A 25,400-nucleotide genomic window follows, 5' to 3' on the forward strand; every position below is an offset into this window, starting at 1 on the left:
ACCACGGGGATCAGGAGTCCACGCCGAAGCCCGTGGTCGTGTAGGCGCACTCTGTGTAGATGTAACCGGACTGGAGCTTGGCGGTGTCCGAGGCCGGGCTGGAGCGGCTGTCGCCCTTCGGCTTGTGGAGGAAGTACGTGGTGCCGACGGGCAGGCTGATCGTCTTCTGGGGGTAGTTCTTACTGCCGCTGCACGGCTGGAAGTTGGGGTCCAGCGTGCGGCTCCAGTCGTAGCTGGTGCAGCTGCCGCAGCCCTTCAGGGAGAAGCTGCCGGTCACGGGACCGGTGTACATGACCTGGATGTCGTCGGGGCTGTCGTTCTTGACGGTGACGGTGATGCTGCCGCCGGAACGCGTCGTGGGCAGCTTCTTACCCGCCTCCGGGACCTCCTGGGCGACCTCGGCGGCGATCGCGATCTTCTTGGCGAGGGCCGCGTTCTTGTGGTTCTTGTTGGCGCCGACGAACTTGTTCATCGAGGTCACCGCCGCGGCGAAGTCACCGTCCTTGTACTGGTCCACGCCACAGGCGTAGACGCCGGTGGAGGCGGAGGTGTCGGCACGTCCGGTGTTCTCGGTGAGGGCCTTGTCTATGCCCGCCTTCTCCCCGGGCAGTTCCTTGACCTGGCTGCTGAGGGACTCCAGCTGCTCCACCGCGCCGCACGGGTCGTCACCGCCCACGGCCTTGATCGCCTCGTCGACGGCGGCCTTGACGTCGGGTTCGACCTGCGCCACCTGCTCCGAGTCCGGGAACTCGTCGAGGAGTTTGGTGAAGTTGGCCGTCCAGCCGGCCTGACGGCCCGCGAGGCCCTCGGAGCCGCACTCGTACAGGGAGGTGGCGAGCCGCTCGTCGGGCCAGGTGGCCAGGGAGCCGAGGTCCTTCTCGCTGACGGTCTGCGGGACGTCACGCAGGTATTCGAGGGGCGCGATCGCCGCGCAGTACTCCTGCTCCTCGTAGGGGGCGCCGACCGTCGTGTAGAAGTTCTTCAGCCGGTCCGGGACCTGCTCGGCCGCCCGGGAGCCGGGGTGGTCGGTGGTGAGGGCGTCGTAGGCGCTCAGGGCGCGGCCGTACTCGGACCGGGTTGAGTCGAACGACTGGCCGGAGGCCTTCTTCACGAGGTTGTCCGCCGTCTCCAGGCGGTCCAGGAGCATCTCCTCGACGGCTTCGTTCCGCGCGCTCTCGTACAGCAGACCGCCCACGACCGGTACGCCGAGGAGCAGGACGCCGAGCACGATCGCGAGCGGGGACCGGGCAGGCCACACCAGGCGGGAGCGCAGGCCCAGCAGGGCGCCGTGGAGGGCGGCGAGGACGAGGAACAGGCCGTAGACGGTGAGGGTCGTGCCCGACACTCCGTCCGGGTCGGCCGGCAGCGCCACGAACAGCAGGATTCCGGTGGCCACCCAGCACGCCAGCGTCAGGAAGGGGCGGCGGATGAGGGCGTAACCTAGGCCGAGACCGCTGAGGTTGAGCAAGCCCACGCCGACCGCGCGCCACACGTCGGCCGGAGCGGGGGGCGGTGCCGTCGGCATCGGCGGCGCGACGAAGCTCTGGCTCCAGCCGTCCTGGTCCCTGCCGAACTGGTCCCTACCGAACTGATCTCTACCGAACTGATCTCTGCCGTACTGGCCGAATTGGTCTCCGGACATGTCGGATCCCCCCGTCAACTACACCCGCATGCCTACGAATTGTCAGTGTACGGCCCAAACCCGATACGGAGACAGCTCGTTCCCGTGTTCGAGAAGGGATCGATGACCATTTGTGACCACGTGATGACGGCCGAGGCTCACAGCGCCCGCGGGGCGCTCGCGGGGGCTGCGCCGCCGTACGGCCGACCGCACCGGCTGTCACAGTGCGTGACCCCCTCTCGCCTCCTGGCGCGGGGCAGTGTAGACATGGGCACATGGTCCGTCTCCTGGGTCGATCTCGCATTCCATCGGCCCGTCGTCCCCCTGCTCAGCGCGCGCACAGCCGGGACAGCCGCGTCCGGCGCCTGGCGCACGCATCCGTGGACGGCGGGGGGCGGGAGCCCGGGTGGCGCCCGCTCGCGGGGCTGCGGTCGGCGCTGAGCGGGCGCAGTGTCGCCGGGCAGGTGTTCCTGCTACAGGTCGTGATCGTGCTGGTGCTGATCGCGTCGGCCGTGGTGGCGCTGGTCCTGCAGGTTCGGAACGACAGCACCAAGGAAGCGCACAACCGTTCCCTCGCGGTGGCCGAGACGTTCGCCAACGCGCCCGGCACCCGGGAGGCGCTGAGCGCCCCCGATCCGTCGGCGGTGCTCCAGCCGAGGGCCGAGGCCGCGAGGATCCGGTCCAAGGTGGACTTCGTCGTCGTGCTGAACACCGACGGGATCCGCTACACCCACCCCAAGCCGGACCGCATAGGCAAGAAGTTCGTCGGCACCCTCGAGCCGGCGCTGGCCGGGAAGTCCTTCACCGAGGAGATCGTCGGGACGCTCGGGCCGCTGGTCCAGGCGGTGGTGCCGATCAAGGCGCCCGACGGTTCGGTCGTGGGCCTGGTCTCGGCCGGGATCACGACCGAGAACGTGGGCGGGGCGGCGGACCGGCAGCTGCCCCTTCTGCTCGGCGCCGGGGCCGCCGCTCTCGCCCTCTCCACGGCGGGGACGGCGCTGGTCAGCAAGCGGCTCATGCGGCAGACCCATGGCCTCGGCCCGTCCGAGATGACCCGCATGTACGAGCACCACGACGCCGTCCTGCACGCCGTACGGGAGGGCGTGATCATCGTCGGCGGCGGGGGACGGCTGCTGCTCGCCAACGACGAGGCGCACCGTCTGCTGGACCTGCCCGCGGACGCCCAGGGGCAGGACGTCGCCGGGCTCGGGCTGGAGCCGCACATGGCCGAGCTGCTGGCCTCGGGGCGCGTCGCCAACGACGAGGTGCACCTGGTCGGCGACCGGCTGCTCGCAGTCAACCAGCGGCCCACCGATCTGCAGGGCGAGCCCTCCGGCAGCGTCGCCACGGTCCGCGACTCCACCGAGCTGCGCGCCCTGTCCGGCCGGGCGGAGGCGGCACGGGAGCGCCTGAAGCTGCTCTACGACGCCGGGGTGGGGGTCGGCACCAGCCTGGACGTGACCCGTACCGCCGAGGAGCTGGCGGAGGTGGCCGTCCCCCGGTTCGCGGACTTCGTCACGGTGGACCTGGCCCCGGCGGCGCTCAGTGGTGACGAACCGGAGACGGTGATGACGCTGCGCCGTACGGCGTTCAGCGGGATCCGCAAGGACGCGCCGCTGTACAAGGTGGGCGAGAGGATCGACCTCGTCGCCTCCTCTCCGCAGGCCCGCAGCATCGAGAGCGGACAGTCGATCCTGGAGGTCGACCTCGCCAGATCGCCCGGGTGGCGTGCGCAGGATCTCGAACGGTCGGCGCAGGTCGTCGAGTACGGCATCCACTCCCTCATCACCGTGCCGTTGCGGGTGGGGCCGCTGGTGATGGGTGTCGCCAACTTCTGGCGGTCGGACAAGCCCGAGCCGTTCGACCGGGAGGAGCTGGCGCTCGCCGAGGAACTCGTCGCCCGGGCCGCGGTCTCCATCGACAACGCGCGGCGCTACACGCGCGAGCACACCATGGCCGTGACGCTTCAGCGCAGTCTGCTGCCCCGCAGCCTCCCCGAGCAGAGCGCCCTGGACGTCGCCTACCGGTATCTGCCCGCGCAGGCCGGGGTGGGCGGCGACTGGTTCGACGTACTGCCGCTGTCGGGCAGCCGGGTCGCGGTCGTCGTGGGCGATGTCGTCGGCCACGGTCTGCACGCGGCGGCCACGATGGGGCGGCTGCGCACCGCGGTCCACAACTTCACCGCCCTGGATCTGCCGCCGGACGAGATCCTCGGGCTCCTCGACGAGATGGTCAGCCGTATCGACCAGGACGAGGCGGAGGACGGCACCGCCCCGATCACCGGTGCCACCTGCCTGTACGCGATCTATGACCCGGTGTCGCGGTGCTGCACCGTGGCCCGGGCCGGCCATCCGCCGCTCGCGGTGGCCCGCCCCGACGGCGGTGTCGAGTTCCCCGACATACCGGCCGGTCCGCCGCTCGGGCTCGGCGGTCTGCCGTTCGAGACGGCTGAGCTCGACCTGGCCGAGGGCAGCCGTCTGGTCCTGTACACCGACGGGCTCGTCGAGGACCGGGAGCGGGACATCGACGACGGGCTCGAACTGCTGCGCACCGCGCTCGCCGGGGCCGACACCTCACCGCAGGGGACCTGTCAGGCGGTGCTGGACGCGCTGCCGCCGCGCCGGACGAGCGACGACATCGCCCTGATCGTCGCCCGCACCCGCGCCCTCGACTCCGATCGTGTCGTCGAGTGGGAGGTGCCCGGCGACCCGGCGGCCGTCGCCCAGGCCCGCGCCGACGCCACCCGGCAGCTGGCCGAATGGGGCCTTCAGGAGCTGGAGTTCACCACCGAACTGATCCTCAGCGAACTGGTCACCAACGCGATCCGGTACGGCGGCGGGCCCATCTGTGTCCGTCTCATCCATGACCGCAACCTGATCTGCGAGGTCACCGACAGCAGCCACACCTCGCCCCATCTGCGGTACGCGGCGACGACCGACGAGGGCGGGCGCGGCCTGTATCTCATCGCCCAGCTCACCCAGCGCTGGGGCACTCGTTACTCTCCCACCGGCAAGACGATCTGGACCGAACAGGCTGTGTCCTGAGGGACTGAGGGACTGAGGGACCCGGCCCACGACGCGTAAGGAGAGGACCGCGGCATGCGTATCGGACTGCTCGGAACAGGACCGTGGGCCGAGATGGCCTATGCCCCAGCGCTGAGCGCGCACACGGAGCTGGACTTCGCGGGGGTGTGGGGCAGGCGTCCGGAGGCGGCCAAGGCGCTCGCCGACAAGCACGGCGGACTGCCTGTGTACGAGGACGCCGACGCGCTGTTCGCCGATGTGGACGCGGTCGCCGTGGCCCTGCCGCCCGCCGTTCAGGCGCCCCTCGCGGTGCGGGCCGCGCGGGCGGGCTGTCATCTGCTGCTCGACAAGCCGCTCGCCACGGATGTCGAGCAGGGGCGGGCCGTGGTCGAGGCGGTCACGGCGGCCGGTGTCGCGTCCGTGGTGTTCTTCACCGCCCGTTTCCAGCCCGCCGTTGACGCGTGGATCACCGAACACGCCGACGGCGCGGGCTGGTTCACCGCCCGCGCGCAGTGGCTCGGCTCGCTGTTCGACGGTGACAGCGACAGCCCCTTCGCGGCGTCGCCGTGGCGGCGGGAGAAGGGGGCCCTCTGGGACGTCGGCCCGCATGCCCTGTCGGTGCTGCTGCCGGTGCTCGGGGACGTCGAGAAGGTCGCCGCCGCCGTGCGCGGGCCCGAGGACACGGTCCACCTGGTCCTTCGGCACGTCGGCGGGGCGTCCAGCACCGTGACACTCAGTCTGACCGCCCCGCCCGCGGCCTCCGGGGCCACCGCGGAGCTGTACGGCCGGACCGGGACGACTCTGCTGCCCGCGTCCTCCGACGGTGCCGTATCCGCCCTCGTCCGGGCGGGCGACGCGCTGTTGGCCGCCGTACGCACCGGTCTCCCGCATCCGTGCGACGCGGCGTTCGCTCTGCGGGTGACGGAGGTACTCGCCGCCGCGGAAGGCCAGTTGACCGGCTGACACGCCCAACTCATCTGCCGCGTTCGGGTTTGCGTCCGGCCGTTACCGGACATCGACCGGTGGCGGGCACACCTTCGCCTCGCGCGTTTCGGTGAGGAGGTGCTCGTGAGCGGAAAGGACGGGGCCGTCACCGTGCCCCTGCGGGACAGGGTGGTGGCGGCACAGCGGGATCAGGACGCGCGCACGGTCATGCGGCTGCGCCTGGGGGTCGGCGTCATCGGCGTCCTCCTTCCCCTGGCGCTGCCGCTCGGCAACTGGATGGCGGCACGGCTGGACGGCCGTACGGGAGCCGATGCCTGGCCCGGTTCCATGAGCGGCGCGTACTACACGAGCACACGTGACATCTTCGTCGGCGCCCTGTGCGCGCTCGGCATCTTCCTGATCATCTACCGCTTCAACAAACTCAACGACGTCATGGGCACGGTCGCCGGCTGCTGCGCCGTCGGCGTCGCCCTCTTCCCGACCGCGCCTCCCGGCGCCGACGCGACCGAATCGCCGGTCGCCGTGCTCCACTTCGTGTTCGCCGCGCTTCTGTTGATCTCGATGGCCGTCTTCTGCCTCCTCATGTACCGGGCCCCAGGCATCAAGGAACGGTCGTACGTACGGCGTCCCTATCTCGTCGCCGGTGTGCTGATCCTCGTGTTCGTCGCGCTGGCCATCGCGGCGGCGGCCACCGACATCGGCGACGACTGGCTGATCACGCCGCTGTATCTGTGCGAGTGGCTGTCGGTGTGGTCCTTCGGTTTCGCGTGGACGGGCGCGGCCCTGTCGCTCGCAGAGGACATCGGCCGGCTGTCGCGGACGCGGGCGGTCGTGGGGGCCGTGCTCAAGTGGCTCCGGTCTCCCGGTGCTCCGCTGGGCCGGGGGAAGCCGCCGACGAGCGAGGCGACCTCATGACCGACCTCATGACCGACCTCATGACCGACCTCATGACCGATCTCATGACCGTTCGGTGAGGAACCGGTCGAGTGTGCTGGTGAGTTCGGCCGGCTTCTCCACCGGGAGCTCGTGGCCGGCGTCCAGGATGCGGACCTCGGCGTCCGGGAAGGCCTTGGCCATCCGGAGCATCTGGGAGACGGGCAGCTGGATGTCGTGGTAGCCGTGCACGATCAGCGTGGGGGTGCGGATCTCGCCGACGCGGTCGAGGACGTCGAAGGCGCGCATGGCGTTGTAGAGGGTCATGACGACCTCGCGCGGGGTGGCGGCGGAGGCCCGGATGTACCTGCGGACCTCCTCGCGGGGGTAGCCGGGGGCGAAGGCGCGCTGGATGTTGGCGGCGATGAAGAGATTGAAGGGGACGAGGGTGGAGGCCGCCATGAGCAGGCCCCGGCCGCGGTTGTAGGTCATGCGGCTGATCGAGTCGACCAGGACCATGCGTTCCACCCGGTCGGGGTGGGACAGGGCGATGAGCTGGGAGATCATGCCGCCCATGGAGTGGCCGACGAGGACGAACCGTTCGATCTTCAGATGATCGAGGAGGGCGAGGACGTCCCTCGCCAGCTCCTCGATCGTCCGCACCCCGGCGACGCCGCTCTCGCCGTGCCCGCGCAGGTCGAGCCGTACCACCCGGCGCTTCTCGGAGAAGTGCGCCATCTGGTGGTCCCAGCGGTGCCGGTTCGCCGTCCAGCCGTGGACGAAGACCAGGGGCACACCGCCGCCGTCGCGGGGGCCCTCGTCGTCGTACGTCAGGCTCGCGCCGTCGACTTCGAGCTGCGGCATGGGGGCCTCCTGGCTGTGCGCTCCGGTTACTGATCGGTACGGTAACCGGCGGGTCAGCCCCGCGTCACCGTCGTTCACCGAGGAAATCAAGGATGTGGCCGAACACGTCGACGGCGGCGCCCCGGCCGAGGAACGTGTCGAGGTGTCCGTAGCCGGGGATCTCGATGTACTCCACGTCCAGCTGCGGCTGGCGCCGGGCGAGGATGTCGCGGCAGAGCTCCTGGGAGTCCAGCCACAGTCCGTTCTCGCTGCCGGCGAGCAGCAGGACGGGGGTGTCGATACGGGCGGCCGCGTCCAGCGCGTTGGGCGGCAGGGCCCGGTAGCGGTGGTCGGTGTCGTGCCAGCGGACCACGCTTCGGGCCAGCTCGATACGGCGCAGGTGCGGCAGGATCCACAGCGGGGCGGGCCCGAAGAGGTCCGCGAGGCGCTTGTGGGTGGCCTCGGACAGATGCTCGTGAACGAAGAGGGAGGCGCCCGAGCCCCAGGCCGAGTTGTGCAGGATCTGGCAGGTCGGGTCCGGACAGCTCGCCTTGCGGGAGGCGAGGGCGAACAGCGGCGTGTACTTGGACCACAGGCCGACCTTGCGGAAGTCGACCGGGATGTGGTCGATACGGGACTTCAGCAGTTCCGCCGCCACCGACATGCGCAGAGAGGTGCTCCCGGCGAGCCTCGGCGTCAGGAACACCCCCTGCGAGACCACGCCCGCGAGCCCCGGCACAAGACCCGCCGTCATGCTCAGCGACAGGCAGAGGGCGCCGATGCAGTGGGCGACCACGAAGAGCGGGCGGTCGCCGATGCGGCGGCGGATGTGGTTGACGGCCTCGGGTATGTCGTACAGGGCGACGTCGTCGTACGTGTACTTCCGGCCGGTCTCGTTGTAGGGCAGCCGGCAGCTGCCGCGCCAGTCCAGCAGCCAGGGCTCGTAGCCGTCGTCGAGGAGGACGTCGACGAGGTTGCGGGTCTCGGGCAGCAGGAACATGTCGGCGGACACGGTGTGACCGTGCAGGATCAGTACGGCCGGGCGGTCCCGGTCGCCGCTGTCGATCCGGGTCAGACCGAGGCGTACGCCGTCGGCGGCGCGGAAGGGGATCTCCTCCACGCGTGCCGGGTCGAGGCGGTGCTGGAGGGGGCGCAGGGCCGCGCCGGTCCTGACCCTGCGGAGCGCCGGCCGGGTGGTGGTTCTGGGATTGGTCGTCCGGAAGATCATCGGTTGCGCTCCGTGGGGGTGGTGGTGCGGCGCAGGTCGAGCAGGTCCGCGGCGACGCGGGCGAAGGGGCCGAGCAGACCGCGGCCCATCTCCATGCCGAACCAGGCGAGCCAGGTCAGCTTGGCGGCCCGCTTCTCCTGGCTGGTCAGGCGCGGGTCGACCTTGATGCCGTCGATCTGGTCGCGTACATACGAGTCCGCCGGGACGACGACCTCGCCCGTGAGGATCGCCGACTCGCCCTCGCGGCCGATCTCGACGGTCAGGGCACGGGTCTGCCGCCACACGTCGCGGCGCGCGCGGGCGTACTTGCGGCCGTCCAGCCACCAGCGGCCCCCGTCGGCGTCGACCAACTCCAGGCGGTAGCTGAGGAGTTGGTGGCGCAGGCCGTGCTGATCGGGGATGCCCTCGTCGGGGCGGACGACGATGTCGCCGCGTTCCACGGTGACCGGCTCGGGGTGGACGGCCGGGCAGGTGAGGGTGCCGCGCACGTCCACGCGGCGCTCCGAGACGAGCTGGTGCATGCTCGCGATGGAGAGGGTGAGCGCCATCGAGCAGGGGGTGTCGGTGGGGCGGCCGAACTCGCCGACGGTGCCTTCGGTGGTCTCGGTGAACCACAGATAAGGCCGGTCGTCCTTCTGCGGCAGCCGGCCGAGGCCGTCGTTCGCGAGCTTCTCGAACGTCTTCAGCTGGGCCCGCGCGTCGTAGCGGGCGGCCGGTGGCAGGCCGAGCGCCTCGACGAGCGCGGCGGTGCGGTGGTCCAGGGCCGCCGGGCCCTTGATCGTGGCCTCGCAGAGCTTGAGGGCGGTGGGGCTCTGCAACACACGGGAGAGGAAGGCCAGTTCGGGGATCTCTTCGGACCGGAGGCGGGCCACGACGTCGGTGCGCCACTCGTCCCACTCCTGGACGCGCACGTGCATGCCGCCGAACGCCATGTCCCGTACGACGTCGTCGAGGGTGTTGGGTACGCCGGTGAGGTGGTAGTCGTAGCCCCAGGCGTCGGGTTCGCAGACGACGGCGACGGCGGTTCGGCTCACCCAGTCGACCGGGGCGGCGTTGAGGTAGTGGAAGGCGGGGACGGTGCGGAAGCGGCCGAAGGCGGAGAGGAAGCCGCTGCTGAGGTCCTGCGGGTTGTAGGCGCCCGTCTTGGTGTGGCCGCCGATGCCGCCGGGGCGCATCGCCGTGACGATGAGGCCGTGGTCGCGGGCGCGGCGCAGCGCGACCTCGGCGGCCCACTTCGACTGGTCGTAGCCGGCGATGAGGCGGTCGATGTGGGCGAGCGGGTCGTCCTCGCCCATGGCGGTGATGCCGACCTCGTTGAAGACGGCGACGGAGGAAATGTGGTGCAGCGGTTTGGGCCGGCCGGTCGCCGCGAGTTCGGCCAGGGTCAGGGCGCCGAGGACGTTGCTCTGTCGCAGGGAGTGGTAGCCGCGCAGGAAGTCCACGGCCGCCGCGACGCCGACGATGCTGTCCAGTTCGTGGGCGAGGGAGTTCCAGAGGTCGTCGGACAGGCCGAGGTGCGGCCGGCGGATGTCGCCGGGCAGGACCGTGATACGGCGGCGGATCTCCGAGGACCAGGGCAGCTTGTAGCTCTTGAGCGCCTCGCCGAGGCGGGTGGCGGCCGCGGTCTCGTCGGCCGCGCGGACCAGGCAGTACACATGGGCGTCGCTGTGCCGCAGCAGGTCCAGGAGCATATGGCTGCCGAGGAAGCCGGTGGCTCCGGTCAGCAGGATCCGGCGGGGCGGCAGTGGCTCGGGCGAGCCGGTGAAGGGCAGCCGGTCGGCGAGGGCGAGGTCGGCGAGGATCTGGTCGAGGTCCTCGCGGCGGGCGGTGGAGTAGGGGGTGCTGGGGGCGGCGGGGAGATGGGTGGTGGTGGTTGATGGGGGTGCGGTGTGGGGGGTCGGGGCGGGGAGCGTGTTCGGCGGCGGGAGGGTTGCCGGAGCCGCTGTGGTCGCGGGGGTGACCGAGGCGCCGGTGGCCTCCGCCCAGCGGCGGGCGAGGCTGATCGGTCTGGCGTCGGCGAACACCTCGTCCAGGTCGAACTCGATGCCCAGCTCGCGCTCCAGCTCCGCGACGAGTTCCACAGCGTGGACGGAGGTGCCGCCCGCGTCGAAGAAGTCCGCGTCGGGCGACAGGTGTTTCCCGGGCAGGTAACGGCCGGCGGTGGTGGCGATGGTGGCGGCCAGGGTGGCCACATCCACCGCCGGGGCGGTGTCGGCGACGGCCTCCGGGCCCGCAGCGGTCTGCGCGGGCATGCCCGCGGCCATCACCTTGGCCAGCAGGTCGTTCACACCCAGCCCGCCGCCGCCCCGCTCGATCGACTCGGCGGTCGCTCGCGCTCCGGCATACGCCGACGCGTCGTCGTTCAGGTCACCCATGAGAGCCCTTCACCTCGTGCGCTGTCCTTTCCATCGGTTTCATCGGTGCTCCATCACCGCCGTCACGCCCCTGTCACTGCTGCCAGGAACGGAACGCCCGCAGGTGTTCCGGAGTGACCATGAGCTCCAGACGCTCGTCGTCCTGTTCTCCGCCGCCGAGCGCGGCGAGGAGTCGGCGGGCCGGTACGTTGCGCGGGGTGCGTTCCGCCGTCAGGCGGACCTTGGCGCAGCCCAGTTCGTCGGCCCGGTCGGCGAGCCATTGCAACAGGCGTTCCTCGACGCCCCGGCCGAGGGCCCGGCAGCTCATCAGCCAGGCCAGTACGTCGAGTTGGCCGCCGTCCGCGCGGAGGGCGAGCAGCCCGATCTGGCCGTAGTCGCCGAACCGGTCCCGGGCGGCGGCCGTCCACACCTCGCCGTGTTGGCGCCAGCGGTCGACGTCGCCGCCGTCGGCGGACCGGGCGTGCAGGGTGAACTGATTGGTGCGGCGGACGAGTTGCTCGGCCCGCTGGACGTCGCTGTCGGACAGGGCCCTGATGTCGACCTGGAGGTCGAGTTCGGCGAGGAAGTCCTCGAAACCCGCCTGCTCGCGTACGGCGTCCCGCTCGCGCTCCTGCTCGTAGAAGCGTGCCCGCAAGGCGTCCTCGGCGGTTGCCGCCATCGGAACCAGCGGCCACAACCGGCCCAGGAACTCCTCCAGTTCGGTGGCCGGCGGGCAGGTCACCGACAGCACCTGGGGCAGTGCCGAGCGCATCTTGGCTATCTCGGCGGGGTTGTCGTCCAGGAAGAGGAAGCTGTCGAGGCCGAGGTTGAGTGTGTTCGCCGCGTCGGCCAGGCGGAGGGGTTTGGGGCCCCAGGCGGCGGAGAGCACGCTGAAGTGTTCGGCCTTGAGGAGGCTGTCGGGCCGGTCCAGTACGGCGCGGACGGTGTCCTCGTCGTTGTTGCTGACCAGCGCGAGCAGTGCGCCGGCGTCCCGCCACCGCAACAGCCGGCGCGCGAGCAGGGCACGCGGCCCGGTCAGATCGACGGCGTCGGGGCCGATCTCTCCGGCCACCCCGCCCCACAGGGTCTCGTCGCCGTCCACCGCGATCACCTTCGGCGCGGGGCGGGTCACCGCCCGTACGACGTCGGCGAGGCGCAGGGCCACCGCCGCCTGGAACTGCGGGGTGAACGGCAGGTGGGCCAGTCGCTCGGTCGTTGCGTCGAAGCGTTCGGCCACGGGGTGGTGGCGGGTCCAGTCGTCGGGGCCGAGGACCGCGACAGCGGGCAGTTCGGCGAGTTCGGCGGCGATCTCGCGTTCCCAGCGCGCGAGGCGGTCGTCGTCGCGGTCCTGGCCGGCGAGACGGTCGTCGTCGCGGGAGGACGGGAGGAAGCCGACGATCAAGGGCTTTCGGGTGCGCTCGGACAGGGTGCGCAGCGCGGCCGGGTACGTGGTGCGCAGCTCGGCGAGGAGTGCGTCGTCCACTGGGCCGAACCGTTCCAGGTCCGTCGCCCGCAGCAGTACGACACCCACCGTCGTGGCGGGGTCGGCGAAGACGCCGGAGGGGTCGCGCAGGGCTGCGAGTACCTGGTGGTACGGGGCTTCCGCGACCTTCGCACCCTCACCGGCCGCCGTCTCGATCATCAGCGGCAGGTTGCCGAGGGCGAAGGTGGCGGCCAGGGCGAGGGAGTGTCGGGGGGTGGGGGCAGACGGCCGGTCGGTCGTCGTCGTACGCACCGCGGCCGACGGCTCCTCGACCGCCTCCGCGATCAGCCTCAGGAACTCCTCCCCCAGCGCACCTGCGGTGGCCGCGTCCAGGATGTCGAGGTTGTGGTCGAGGCGGATCCGGCCCGCGTCCGGGGTCATGGTGATCATCAGGTCGAGGTCGGAGTAGCCCGTCCCTGCCGGGAGGACCTCCAGGTTGCTCAGACGACCCGCCGAGGAGCGGACGAAGTTGAAGTACACCTCGATCAGAGGGGCGTTGGCCCGATGCAGGTCCTGCTTGGCCAGGGTCGCCAGGACGTCCGTGAACATGGCGCCCTTCGCCAGGACCTTCTCCAGGCGGCCGTCGGTGCGGCGCAGTACGTCCTCGATGCGCTCCGTCGCCCGGGCCTCGGCCGGGAACGGCACCGGCACCCCGAAGAAGCCCACCGCGTCGTAGGCGTCGGCGTGAATGCGGGTGTCCACGGGCACCGCCAGCACGAAACGCTCCCGCTCCCGCATACGGGCCAGCAACACGGTCAGGGCGCCGAGGCAGAAGGCGGCGGGCGTGACGGCGAGGCTGCTCGCGGCCGCCGAGACCTGTTCCATGAGGCCGTCCGGGATCGTCACGGTGACGCTCCCGGCCCGGTAGGAACGTTCCGCCGGGCGCGACCGGGCGAGGGTCAGGTCGAGGCGGGCGCTGCCGTGGAAGGCTTCGCGCCACTCGGCCACGCCTTCGGCCGCGCCGTCGGCCTTGGCGGTCTGCTGGGCCTGGATGAGGAGGTCGATGTCGCGGTTGGTGACCGTGGCGCCGAGCGGGGCGCCGGACAGTTCGGCGTCGATCTCCCCCGCCACCAGCAGCAGCGACTGGAGATCGCTCACGGCGTGATGGGCGCCGAAGACCAGGGTCTGACCGTGGGTGGTGCCGCCGTCGAGGAGTTCGAAGCGCCACAGGGGTGCGGTCGTCAGGTCGAACGGCGGTTCCAGCAGCGTGCGCAGCCGGTCGGCGGCGTCGATTCGGGTGTCGTCCGCCACGGTCGTCCAGCGCAGCAAGGGCTCCGCCGGCTCACGGTCCACCCGCAGCTGTCGGCCCCTGCCGGTGCCGGATTCGATCGCTGTGCGCAGGGCCGCGTGGCGGGCGGCGAGCCGGTCGAGGATGCCGGTGAGCGTCTCGTGGGTGGTCGGTGTGGTGAGCCGTACGGCGAGGCCGACGGCGTGGGCCGCGTCGGGCATGCCCGGCTGGGCGCTGCGCAGCAGACGTACGACGTCGCGGGTGGCGGGCCGGAGCTCGGTGTCGGGAACCTCGGCGGCCGCCTCGGCCCGCTCCTCCAGGGCCTCGGTGGTGGCCCGTTCGGGCAGGGCCGCGGCCAGGGCCTGAGCGAGGCCTCGGATGTCGGTGGCCGAGAACACGGCGGCGGCCGGGAGTTCGACGCCCAGTTCACGGGCGAAGGCGTTGCGCAGGCGGACGAACATCAGGGAGTCCAGGCCCAGTTCCTTCAGCGGCGTGTTCGCCGGTATCTCCGACACCTCCGCCGCACCGCCGGACACCTCGCCGACCCTGGCCCGTACGTAGGCTTCGAGCCGCATGGCGCGGTCCGCGTCCGTGGCCGCCGTCAGCACCTGCTTGACCAGGTCGTCGGCGCCGTCCGTGCCGCCGCCCGTGGGGACGGTCACCAGGTCGCCGAGTAGGGGACGCGTGCGGGCCGCGTCCGGGTCGAGGGCGAGCATCTCCCAGTCCAGGGCGAGGGGTGCGAGTTGGCGTCGCTCGGTGGACAGCACCCGGTCGAAGAGCTCGCCGCCTTCCTGCGGGGTGAAGGCCACCAGGCCGGAACGGTTCATCTCTGCGGCGCGGGTCCCCGATTCGGCGACCATGCCGACGCCCGTCCAGGCGCCCCAGTCGAGGCTGAGTGCGTGGCGGTCGGTGTGGGTGAGGTGGTGGGCCCAGGCGTCGAGGAAGGCGTTGGCCGCCGAGTACGGGCTCTGTCCTGGCGAACCGAGGAGACCGGCAGCCGAGGCGAACAGGATCAAGTCCTCCGCTTCGGGGACGAGTTCGGTGAGGAGGGCGGTGCCGAGGACCTTGGGGGCGAGGACGCGTCGGACGTGGTCGTCGGTGAGGTTGGTGATCGTCGCGTCGTCGAGGACACCGGCGGCGTGGACGATTCCGGTGATCGGCCCGGCTTCCTGTCGTACGGCGTCCAGCGCGGTGGTGAGACTGTCGCGGTCGGTGACGTCGGCGCGGGTCAGGCGGACGGTGACGCCGCGTTCTTCGAGGGCCCTGATCCAGGCGGTGGTGTCCGGGGTGGGGGTGGAGCGGCTCATCAGGGCCAGGTGACGGGCGCCGCGGCGGACCAGCCGGTCGGCGACGACGCGGCCGAGGCCGCCGAGACCGCCGGTGATGAGGTACACGCCGTCAGGGGTGATCCGGCCGTGACCGCCGTCGTCCGGGCGGGTGCGGGTCAGGCGCGGGACCAGGCGGCCCGCTCCACGGAGCGCGACGAGGCGTTCGTCGTCCGCGTGTCGCAGCTGGGTCCACAGGGCGTCGGTGTCGGTGGGTGCGAGGTCGATCAGGGTGGTGGACAGTTCCGGGTGTTCCTGGGCCACGGCGAGGCCGAAGCCCCAGGCGAGGGCCTGCTGGGGGGAGGTCACCTGGGTACTGTCACCGGCGGCCTGGCTGCCGCGGGTGATCAGGAACAGCCTCGGCGTTTTCCCGGCGCGCCGCCGCTCCGTGAGCGCCCGTACGGCGTGCAGGGTGGTCAGGCAGGTGAGCCGGGCGGCTTCGTCGGCTGTATGAGGGTCGGTGATGGTGGGGGCGTCGAGGGCGGTCAGCTGGATGACGCGTTCGGGCAGCTGGTCGGGGTAGGCCTCGTCGAACAGGCGGACCAGTTGCTCGGGGTCGGCCGGGTCGAGGGTGTAGTGGCCGGGGCCCTCGACAGTGAAGGCCTCGCCTCGGCGGGCGATGACGTGCGGGATCGAGGCGGCGTCCAGGCGTTCGCCGAGTGCGGCGGCCACACCCGTGTCGTCGGCCAGGAGCAGCCAGCTGTCGTCGGTGGGCTGTGCCTGCGGGGCGGGCCGGGACTGCCAGCGGGTCTCGAAGAGGGCGCCGTCGAGCGGCGAGAGCGCGGCGACCCTGAACTGCTCGGCCTCCAGAACGAGTTGCTCGTTCTCGTCGAACAGTCGCAGGTCGAGGGTGGCGGTGTCGCCGTCCACTGAACGGAGGTGGCAGGTCACCCACACGGGTGCGGTGCGCAGCCCGGTGAACCTCAGCCGTCCGACCCCGGCGGGCACGAACGCCCGCCCCTCGGGCGCGTCACCCGGCAGAGCGGCCGTGTGGAAGGCGGCGTCGAGGAGCGCCGGGTGCAGGAGATGACCGGCGGCGGGCTTCGGGGCCAGTCGGCCGAGAGCCGCGCCGTCCGTACGGTGGCCCTGCTCAAGGCCGCGGAAGGCCGGGCCGTAGTCGATGCCGAGGGCGGTGAGGCCGGCGTACACGGTCGGTAGATCGGCTTCCTCGGTGCACCACTCGCGCAGGGTGGCGAGTCGCTCTGTTGCCGCCGGGTGGGTGTCGGTTTCGGTATGACTGCCCAGGGCGACGCGTCCGGTGACGTGGCGTTCCCATGGCGTACGCCGTTCACCGGTGGGCGCCGAGGCGATGGTGAAGGCCCGGAAGCCGTCCTCGGCGGGCCGCAGGACCAGCTGCAGCCGTACGGGCTTGTCGGCGTCCAGGCGCAGGGGCTGGACGAACTGGACGTCGGCCAGCCGCACTTCGCCGCCTTCACGCAGGGCGGAGGCACCCTCCAGTGCCATGTCGAGGAAGGCCGCGCCGGGCAGCCAGACCTCGCCGGTGACCTTGTGGTCGGTCAGGTAGGCGAAGCGGCTGTCGCGCAGGTCGATGTCGGTCTGGAAGAGGTGGCGGTCGGGTTCGTCGCTGGCCTCGATGTGCGTGCCGAGCAACGGGGCGCCACCCCCGTTCTGGGCAGCGGGGGCGAGCCAGTGGCGTTCGCGGGCGAAGGCGTACGTGGGCAGGTCGACCCGGTGACCGACCGGGAACACCTGCCCCCACTCGGGCGTGAACCCGGCCGTGTACAACTCCCCCAGCCTGCCCAGCAGGACGTCCATCCCGTCCTGCTGCCTGCTCAGCGAGCCGACGCTCACCGCGTCGACACCGGCCTCGGCAGCCACCGCCTCGATCGAGGAGCCGAGCGACGGGTGGGGGCTCACTTCCACGAAGTAGCGGTAGCCGTCGTCCAGCATGCGCCGGATGGTGTCGGCGAAACGGACGGGCTCGCTGAGGTTCGCGTACCAGTACTCGGCGTCCAGCTGATCGCTCGCGATCGGTTCCGCGCGAACCGTGGAGTACAGCGGGAACAGGGCCCGGCTGCCCCGGACTTCAGTGAACCGCTTGAGGAGTTCCTCGCGGAGCGGGGCCATCGCGGGGGTGTGCGAGGCGAACACCGTCGACAGCCGACGGGCCGGTATCTCCTGATCGTCCAGCCGCTGCCGCAGCTCGGCGAGTGCGTCGGCGTCGCCGGCGACCGCGGTGGAATGCGGACTGTTGACGGCCGCGACGAACAGGCGGCCCGCGTACGGTACGAGCAGTTCCTCGACCTGCGGGCTCGGCAGTTCGACGGCGAGCATGCCGCCCTTTCCGGCCAGGGGTGCGACGGCCTGGGCTCGGCCGGTCACCACGGTGACGGCGTCGTCCAGGGTGAGAGCGCCCGTGAGGTATGCGGCGGCGACCTCGCCGAGGCTGTGGCCGACCACGGCGTCCGGGGTGACACCGAGGCCGCACCAGGCGGCTCCCAGAGCGGCGTTGACCGCGAACAGCACCGGCTGAAGGATCTCGGTGCGGTCGAAGGCGGTCGCTGTGTCGGTGGTGTTGCTGCTGTCCTTGAGGACGTCGAGCACGGACCAGCCGACGCGCTCGCGGATCGCCGCGTCGATGAGGAGCAGTTCCTCACGGAACGCCTTCGAGTGGGACATCAGGTGCAGGCCCATGCCGGGCCACTGGCCGCCATGACCGGCCAAGACGAACGCCACCTTGCCGGTCTGTTCCGCGCGGGGTGCCGTCAGCGGGGCCCGGCCGGTCGCCAAGGCGTCGAGCTGGGCGAGGAGTTCGTCCCGGTCGGCTGCCACGAGTGCGGCACGCCGTTCGAAGTGGGTGCGGTGGCGGGCCAGGGTGTGGGCGATGTCCGGCAGTACGGCGTCGTCGGCGTCGTGCAGGTGGGTGGCCAGTCGTGCGGCCTGCTCGCGCACGGCCGTCTCACTCCGCCCGGACAGTGCGAACAGTCGCTTGCCCGGGGGGAGTTCGACTGACGGCTCCGGTTCGGTCCGGGGCGCTTCTTCGACAATCACGTGGGCGTTGGTGCCGCTGATACCGAAGGAGCTGACACCGGCACGGCGTACCCGCGTCTCCGAAGCCGGCCAGGCCACCTCCTCGTGCAAAAGGTGCAGTCCGCTGCTGTCCCAGTCGACATGTCGGCTGGGCGTGTCGGCGTGCAGGGTGCGCGGGAGGGCCTGGTGGCGAAGCGACTGGACCACTTTGATCAGTCCGACAACTCCGGAGGCCGCCTGTGCGTGGCCGATGTTCGACTTCAGCGAGCCCAGAAACAGCGGACGATCCTGGGGGCGGGTGGTGGCGAAGACCTCGGCCAGGGCGTTGGCCTCGATCGGGTCGCCCAGCGTGGTGCCCGTGCCGTGGGCCTCGACGTAGTCGATATCGGCGGGCTCCAAGCCGGACTGTTCCAGGGCCCGCTCGATCACCTGTTCCTGTGCCGGGCCGTTCGGCGCGGACAATCCCTGGCTGCGCCCGTCCTGATTGACGGCCGTACCGCGCAGTACGGCCAGTACCTCGTCCCCGTCCCGCCGGGCATCACTCAGCCGCTTCAGTACGACCATCCCGACGGCCTCGGACCAGATGGCCCCGTCCGCCGCGTCGGAGAACGACCGGCAGCGCCCCGTCGGCGACAGCCCCCGCAACCGGCTGAACTCCACGAAGGTCTGGGGCGTGACCATGAGCGTCACTCCACCGGTCAGCGCGAGATCGCACTCACCATGGCGGAGTGCCTGCGCGGCCAGGTGGATCGCCACCAGCGACGACGAGCAGGCCGTGTCGACGGTGAGCGCCGGTCCGTTGAGTCCGAGGGTGTAGGCGAGTCGGCCCGAGGCGACGCTCGGTGCCGAGCCGGTGCCGACGTATCCGTCGAGTTGGTCGAGGCGGGAGCCCGCCAGGTAGTCGCTGCCGAACATGCCGACGTAGACACCGGTGGTGCTGCCGGCCAGTTCGGCGGGCACGATCCCGGCCCGCTCCAGCGCTTCCCACGCCGTCTCCAGCAGCAACCGCTGCTGCGGGTCCATGGCCGCCGCCTCCTTCGGGGTGATCCCGAAGAAGCCCGCGTCGAAGGAGCCGATGTCGTCCAGGAAGCCGCCCTCACGGGCATAGGACTTGCCCAGCGCCTCCGGATCGGGGTCGTAGAGCGACTCCACGTCCCAGCGCCCGGCCGGGAACGGACCCACCGCGTCCCGGCCCTCCGCCACCAGCCGCCACAACCCCTCCGGATCGGTCACACCACCCGGCGCACGACACGCCATCGCCACCACCGCCACCGGCTCGTCGACCGATGCGGTGGCCGGCGCGTCGGGGACCTTGCGGCGGGTCGTGCGGTCACCCGGTGCGAGCACCGTGTTCAGGAGGTGCTCGGCGAGTCGGGTCGGAGTGGGGTGGTCGAACAGGAGGGTGGCGGGGAGCTTGGCGCCGAGGCGGTTGCCGAGACGGTTGCGGAGTTCGACGGCCGTCACCGAGTCCATGCCGAGGTCGCGCAGCGGCTCGTCGGGGCGGACGGACTCCGCTGAACGCATGCCGAGGGCGCGGCAGGCCTCCTCGCGGATCATGGCGAGAACGCGTTCGGCGCGTTCGGCTTCCGGGAGACGGGCCAGGCGTTCGGCCAGGCCCTCACGGCTGTTCTGGTCGGCGCGGGCGGCGGGCAGCAGCGAGCGCCAGAGCGCCGCTGAAACACCGCTCGTGGAGGCCGTGTTGTCGCGCAGGCGGCGTAGCTCCAGGGCCCAGGCGACGAGGTGCGGGGCCCCCTGTCGCAGGGCGAGCCCGACCAGTTCGCGGCCCTGGTCGGTGGTGAGGGCGCGGTGGCCGAGGCGGGCCATCCGTTCCAGGTCGGCGTGTTCGGCGGCGAGGCCCTCGCCCGCCCAGGCACCGAAGGAGACGGACACGCCCGGCAGGCCCAACGCCCGTCGATGCTGGGCGAGTTGGTCGAGAAAGACGTTGGCCGCGGCGTAGTTGCCCTGGCCCGCGTTGCCCACCACACCGGCGGCGGAGGAGACCAGCAGGAACAGGTCCAGCGGCAGCTGGGCGGTGAGTCGGTGCAGGTGGACGGCGCCGTCGACCTTCGGGCGCAGTACCTGTGCGAGGCGTTCGGGCCTCAGCTCGGCGACCACGCCGTCGGCCAGGATGCCGGCGCAGTGCACGACACCGCGCAGGGGCAGGTCGTCGCCGATACGGCCGATTACGTCGGCCAGGGCCGCCTCGTCCGCGCTGTCACACGCGGCGACCTCGACCTCGGTGCCGAGGGCGGTCAGTTCCGCGGTGACTTCGGCGGTACGTGGATCGGCATCGCCTTGACGGGAGGTCAGCAGCAGGCGGGGGACGCCGTGTTCGGCGAGAAGCCGGGCGATGTGGCGGCCCACCGCGCCCAGACCGCCGGTGATCAGGACGGTGCCGTCGGTGGGTACGAGTGCCGGGCGGCCCACGAGGTCGAGGACGACAGGGGCGCCGGTCGCGTGCTGTCGCCGTATCGCCTCGCGTGCGGCGGTGACGGGGAAGACCTGGGGGCGGACGGGGGCGCTCAGAGCCGCGTCGACGGCTTCACGGACGAACTCTTCACGAGCGGGCTCCTCACGAGCGTCCTCACGATCGGCAACGGCCGGCGTGAGAGCGAGGGCGGCGGCCGCGGTCGTGAACGGTGTCTCGTCGGGCAGCACCGCGACCAGCCGCGCGTCGGCGACCGCCTCGGAACCCGGCGCGGTGCCGGCGAGGGCGACGACGCGCTGCCCGGGGGCGAGGCCCTCGACCTCGTCCCCGACCTCGGTGATGATCCCCGCGCACCCGGCGAGCGGCCGTACACCGACCGCGTGCACCTGGATGCGCACCTGGCCCGGGTCCAGGATCCGGGACTCGGCCGGGCGGAGTGTCACGTCCGTCGTGAGGCCGGTCAGTTCGTATCCGGTCAGTTCGTAGGTGTCTCCGGCGGGGATGCGCAACGCGTCCGCGGCGCGGGCCCGCACCAGCCTCGGGGCCAGTAACGCACCTGCTCGGCAGGCGAGTTCGGGTTCGTCGACGTAACGGACGGCTGTCGGCAGGACATCCGGGGAGTCCGGGGAGTCGAGGTCGAGAAGGGTCAGCCCGAGGTCCGGGTGCTCGGTGCGTGCGCTGCGGGCCAGGCCCCACAGCACCGACTGGGCGAACCCAGGAACCGTGTCGCCTTCGCCGGCCGCCACCGCGCCCCGCGTCACCCAGACGATCCGGGCGGGCGCCTGCTCCTGTGGCAGGGCGATCAGCGTCTGGAGTTCGGCCAGTGCCGTGGCCGCCAACTCCTGTGCCACGGCGGCGGGTTCGGCGTCGGCTGCCGGACACGGCCAGAACCGTACGAGGACGTCGGCGGCCGTGTCACCGGCCCCGACCGCTCCCTCACCGACCCGGATCCCCTCGGCGCGGAGTCCGCGCAGCGCCGCCGCGACCTCCGGATCCGCCGGGTCTCCCACCACGGTCCACTCGGTGCCCGGGCCTTCGGCGGGTTCCTCGGTGAGATCGGTGAGCGCCGTCCACACCACCTCGTACAGGTGGCGGCCGTTCTCCGCGCCGCTGTTCAGGTCCGCCGGGTCGGCGGCGCGCAGTCGTACGCCTTCCAGTCGTCCTGCGGGGAGGCCGTCGGTGTCCCACAGGGTCACGTCCATCGTGAGGTCCGTGCCGGAGCCGCCCGTGCGCCGGACGAGGGCGATGAGGTCGGTGGCGCCGCCGGGCGGCAGGACGCAGCGGCCCACCGCGACCGGCAGCAGGACGCGGCTGTCGGAGGTGTCGAAGGAGGCGGCCACGTGCAGGGCCGCGTCCAGCAGGGCCGGGTGGACGGGGTACGGGTCGGCCGTGTCGCGGGCCGCGGCGGGCAGTGAGAGGCGTGCCAGGAGTTCGCCCTCGGCAGTCGGCACCGCTTCCTGTACGCCCTGGAAGGCCGCGCCGTAGCCGAGGCCCTGGCCGGCGAGTCGCTCGTACGTCTCCGGGGTCCAGGAGGGTTGGACGGTCTGCGGCCAGGCCGGCGGGCCGACGGCCATGACGGGGGCCGATGCGTCGGCGGACGCGGTGGCGTGCAGGGTCCAGCCCATGGCCTCCTGGCCGCGCGGCCGGCTGTGGACGGTGATCTCCGGTACGGCACCGGCGGTGACCACCTCGACGGAGACCTCGACCGTGCCGGAGGCGGGGAGGGTGAAGGGGGCGAGAATGAGCAGGTCGGTGACGTCACCCGGGGCGTCCGGGCGGGCCACGTCGAGGGCGGCGCGGCACAGCTCCATCAGGGTGGTGCCGGAGACCACGGTCCGGCCGAACACGGCGTGGTCGGGCAGCCAGTCGGCGGTGGCCGGGGACCACTCGCCCCGGAAGGTCCAGCGGGTCTCGTCCGCCGACTGGAGTTGGACGCCGAGCAAAGGGTGCGCGGCGCGGTCGAAGAGACCGGAGGCGGCGCCGGCGACGGTTTCGGGCTCGATCCAGTGGCGCTGTGCGTCCCAGGCATACGTCGGCAGGTCCGCCGGTGTGCTGCCCGGGACCAGGCGGCACCAGTCGATCCGCCGTCCGTGGATATGGAGTTCGGCGGCGGCCCGGTCCAGGCAGCCGGGGCCGTCCTCGTCGCGGCGCAGTGAGCCGACGGCGACCAGGCTGTCGTGGCCGATGTCCTCGGCGATGGTGCGCACCGCGGTGAGCAGGGACGGGTGGGGGCCGAGTTCGACGAAGTACCGGTAACCGTCGGCCAGCATGCGCTCCACGGTGGGTGCGAAGCGGACGGGTTCGCGGAGGTTGGCGTACCAGTAGTGGGCTTCCAGCTCCTCGGTGACCGGCTCGCCGGTGACCGTCGAGTACCAGGCGACGGACGTCGGGTAGGTGGTGACGCCGTCGAGTTCGTCGAGGATCGTCGTGCGGACCGGTTCGACGCGGGCACTGTGGGAGGCGTAGTCGACGTCGAGGCGGCGGACGAAGACCTGCTGCCGGTCGAGTTCGGCGAGCAGGGTCTCCAGGGGCTCGACGTCACCGGCGATCACCGTCGAGCGGCTGCTGTTGACGGCGGCGACGGACACCCGGCCGTCCAGGTCGGCGAGGTGGGCCTCGACCTCGGTGTGCGGCTGGGCGACGACGGCCATGGTGCCGGTGCCGGACAGCTCGGTCAGAGCCTGGCTGCGCAGGGCTACGACGGCGGCGGCGTCGTTGAGGCTGAGCGCCCCGGCGACACAGGCCGCCGCGACCTCGCCCTGGCTGTGCCCGATCACGGCGTCGGGGCGTATGCCTCGGGCCCGCCACACGGCGGCCAGGGACACCATCACGGCGAAGAGGACCGGTTGGACGACGTCCACGCGGTCCAGGGAAGGGGCGTTCGTGTCGCCGCGCAGGACGGCCGTCACCGACCAGCCGGTGAAGGGGCGCAGTGCCGAGTCGCAGCGGTCGAGTTCGTCCGCGAACACGGCGTCGCGGTCGAGCAGATCGCGGGCCATGCCGGTCCACTGGGCGCCCTGGCCGGGGAAGACGAACGCCACCTTGCCTGCGGGGAGCGTCTGTCGGGGGCCGACGACGAGGTCGGTGTCGGGCTGTCCGTCGGGCTGTCCGTCGGCGAGGCCGCGCAGGGCGGTCAGCAGGTCATCGCGGCCGGCGGCCCGGACGACCGCTCGGTGCTCGAAGTGGGTGCGGTGGTGGGTGAGCGTGGCGGCCACGGCGGGCAGCGGCAGCTCGGGGGCGGCCGTGAGGGCTTCGTGCAGCCGGGCGGCCTGGCCCTGGAGGGCGGGGAGGGTGCGGGCGGAGAGCGGGAACAGAGTCGTATGGGGGGCGGGTGGTTCTTCGGTGCTCGCACGAGCGCCCCTTGCCGCTGGTGCGGCCAGGTCTTCGGGGGCCTCCTCCAGCACCACATGTGCGTTCGTCCCGCTGATGCCGAACGCGCTCACGCCCGCCCGGCGCACCCGCTCCCCGCCACGCGGCCAGGCGCTCGCGGTGTCCTGCACGCGTAAGCCAGCGTCCGCCCAGTCGACGTGTTCGGTCGGGGTCTCGGCGTGCAGGGAAGCGGGTAGGTGCTCGTGGCCGAGTGCGAGGACGGTCTTGATGACGCCGCCGATGCCCGCCGCGGCCTGGGTGTGGCCGATGTTGGACTTCAGGGAGCCGACGGTGAGCGGGTGTCCGGCCGGGCGGCCGGGGCCGAAGACGGCGGCCAGGGCGCGGCCCTCGATGGGGTCGCCGAGTTTGGTGCCGGTGCCGTGTGCCTCGACGTAGTCGAGGTCGTCCGGGCGGAGGCCGGCGGCGTCCAGGGCGGCGCGCAGTACGCGTTCCTGCGCAGGGCCGTTGGGGGCGGACAGGCCCTGGCTGCGGCCGTCCTGGTTGATGGCGGAGCCCTTGACGACGGCGAGGACCCGGTCGCCGTCCCGGCGCGCGTCCGAGAGCCGCTTGAGCAGGACCAGACCGCAGCCCTCGGCCCACACCGCGCCGTCCGCGTCGGCCCCGAACGGGCTGCACCGCCCGGACGGCGACAGTCCGCGCAGCCGGCTGAACTCGACGTGCCCGCGCGGGGTCACCAGCAGCGTCGCGCCACCTGCCAGCGCGAGGTCGCACTCGCCCGCCGCGAGCGCCCGGGCCGCCAGGTGCAGGGCGACGAGGGAGGAGGAGCAGGCGGTGTCGACGGTGACGGCCGGGCCCTGGAGGCCGAGGGTGTAGGCGATGCGCCCGGAGGCCACGCTGGACGCCGAGCCCGTACCGACGTGCCCGTCGAGTTGGCCCAGTGCGGCGGAGGCCAGGTAGCCGCTGTCGTACAGGCCGATGTACACGCCCGTGGAGCTGCCGTTCAGGGTCTCGGGGAGGATCCCGGCGCGTTCGAGGGTCTCCCAGGTGGTCTGGAGGAGCAGTCGTTGCTGCGGATCCATGGCCGCGGCCTCGCGCGGCGATATCCCGAAGAAGGCCGCGTCGAAGCGGTCGATGTCGGCGAGGAAGCCGCCGCGCAGCGTGTACGCCTTCCCGGTGGCCTCCGGGTCGGGGTCGTGGAGGCCGGCGGTGTTCCAACGGCCCGCTGGTACCTCGGAGATGGCGTCCCGGCCCTCGGTCAGCAGCCGCCACAGTGCCTCGGGATCGTCGGCGCCGCCGGGGAAGCGGCAGGCCATGGAGATGATCGCGATGTCGTCGTCGGGCCGTGCCCGCCTGTGTGTGGGGGACGGGTCCGTCGCCGTCATGGCGGGGGCGGGCCCGTCGTCGAGTACCGCCTCGGCGATCGCCGCGATCGTGGGGTGGTCGTAGACGAGGGACGGGTCCAGGGTGCGGCCGATCCGCTCGGAGAGATCTACGACCAGCGTCACCAACTGGCGTGATCCCAGGCCGAATTCGGCGATGGGCCGGTGCGGGTCGACGGTCAGCGGGTCGAGCCCGGCCGCCTCGGCGACGGCCGACGCCAGCCAGCAGCGCACGCCGTGCGCGGTCGTGACGGACGTCTCGGGGGTCTGCTTCGGGGACTCGTTCGCAGGCATCTGGGCAGGTGTCCTCGTGGACTCGGGGCTCAGGCGGTTTCCGTACCGGCGCGAT

At 72.0% G+C, this 25,400-nt stretch carries 8 protein-coding genes; 3 read left to right on the forward strand and 5 right to left on the reverse strand.

The genetic code is table 11. The features are described 5' to 3' along the window. Positions 1–10: 10 nt before the first annotated feature. The gene (locus CES90_RS00090; protein ID WP_189782171.1) at positions 11–1,525 is read right to left on the reverse strand and encodes a hypothetical protein; all 1,515 of its coding nucleotides are present in this window, start codon (positions 1,523–1,525) and stop codon (positions 11–13) included. A gap of 371 nt (positions 1,526–1,896) precedes the next feature. Here CES90_RS00090 and CES90_RS00095 point away from each other — a divergent pair, with 371 nt between their 5' ends. The 3 genes from CES90_RS00095 (at position 1,897) to CES90_RS00105 (ending at position 6,504) form a co-directional block, all read left to right on the forward strand. Next, a complete protein-coding gene (locus CES90_RS00095; RefSeq protein WP_229913709.1) occupies positions 1,897–4,665 on the forward strand; it encodes a SpoIIE family protein phosphatase/ATP-binding protein in 2,769 nt (922 codons plus the stop codon). A 54-nt stretch (positions 4,666–4,719) separates the two neighbouring features. Beyond that, positions 4,720–5,607, forward strand: a complete 888-nt coding sequence (locus tag CES90_RS00100; protein WP_189782134.1) for a Gfo/Idh/MocA family protein — start codon at positions 4,720–4,722, stop codon at positions 5,605–5,607. Between the two features lie 105 nt (positions 5,608–5,712). Continuing rightward, positions 5,713–6,504, forward strand: a complete 792-nt coding sequence (locus tag CES90_RS00105) for a hypothetical protein (protein ID WP_189782133.1) — start codon at positions 5,713–5,715, stop codon at positions 6,502–6,504. Positions 6,505–6,546: 42 nt separating this feature from the next. Here the strand turns inward: CES90_RS00105 and CES90_RS00110 are convergent, their stop codons facing one another. The 4 genes from CES90_RS00110 to CES90_RS00125 form a co-directional block, all read right to left on the reverse strand. After that, on the reverse strand, positions 6,547–7,326 hold the full coding sequence (locus CES90_RS00110; RefSeq protein WP_189782132.1) for an alpha/beta fold hydrolase: 780 nt from the start codon (positions 7,324–7,326) through the stop codon (positions 6,547–6,549). A gap of 64 nt (positions 7,327–7,390) precedes the next feature. Beyond that, positions 7,391–8,533, reverse strand: coding sequence for an alpha/beta fold hydrolase (locus CES90_RS00115; RefSeq protein ID WP_189782131.1), 1,143 nt, complete (start codon positions 8,531–8,533; stop codon positions 7,391–7,393). After that, positions 8,530–10,908 carry a thioester reductase domain-containing protein gene (locus CES90_RS00120; protein WP_189782130.1) on the reverse strand — a complete coding sequence of 793 codons (2,379 nt, stop codon included), beginning with the start codon at positions 10,906–10,908 and terminating at the stop codon, positions 8,530–8,532. The genes CES90_RS00115 and CES90_RS00120 overlap by 4 nt, the downstream gene beginning before the upstream one ends. Positions 10,909–10,981: 73 nt before the next feature. Continuing rightward, positions 10,982–25,345 carry a type I polyketide synthase gene (locus CES90_RS00125; RefSeq protein WP_189782129.1) on the reverse strand — a complete coding sequence of 4,788 codons (14,364 nt, stop codon included), beginning with the start codon at positions 25,343–25,345 and terminating at the stop codon, positions 10,982–10,984. Positions 25,346–25,400 lie beyond the last annotated feature (55 nt).

Source organism: Streptomyces capitiformicae (genome assembly GCF_002214185.1).
GTDB lineage: Bacteria > Actinomycetota > Actinomycetes > Streptomycetales > Streptomycetaceae > Streptomyces > Streptomyces capitiformicae.

What these genes read in the sequence shown, in the direction of transcription:
- CES90_RS00090 (WP_189782171.1), bottom strand. Translation starts at nt 1,525, where the DNA reads ATGCCGACGGCACCGCCCCCCGCTCCGGCCGACGTGTGGCGCGCGGTC.
- CES90_RS00095 (WP_229913709.1), top strand. Translation starts at nt 1,897, where the DNA reads ATGGTCCGTCTCCTGGGTCGATCTCGCATTCCATCGGCCCGTCGTCCC.
- CES90_RS00100 (WP_189782134.1), top strand. Translation starts at nt 4,720, where the DNA reads ATGCGTATCGGACTGCTCGGAACAGGACCGTGGGCCGAGATGGCCTAT.
- CES90_RS00110 (WP_189782132.1), bottom strand. Translation starts at nt 7,326, where the DNA reads ATGCCGCAGCTCGAAGTCGACGGCGCGAGCCTGACGTACGACGACGAG.
- CES90_RS00115 (WP_189782131.1), bottom strand. Translation starts at nt 8,533, where the DNA reads ATGATCTTCCGGACGACCAATCCCAGAACCACCACCCGGCCGGCGCTC.
- CES90_RS00120 (WP_189782130.1), bottom strand. Translation starts at nt 10,908, where the DNA reads ATGGGTGACCTGAACGACGACGCGTCGGCGTATGCCGGAGCGCGAGCG.
- CES90_RS00125 (WP_189782129.1), bottom strand. Translation starts at nt 25,345, where the DNA reads ATGCCTGCGAACGAGTCCCCGAAGCAGACCCCCGAGACGTCCGTCACG.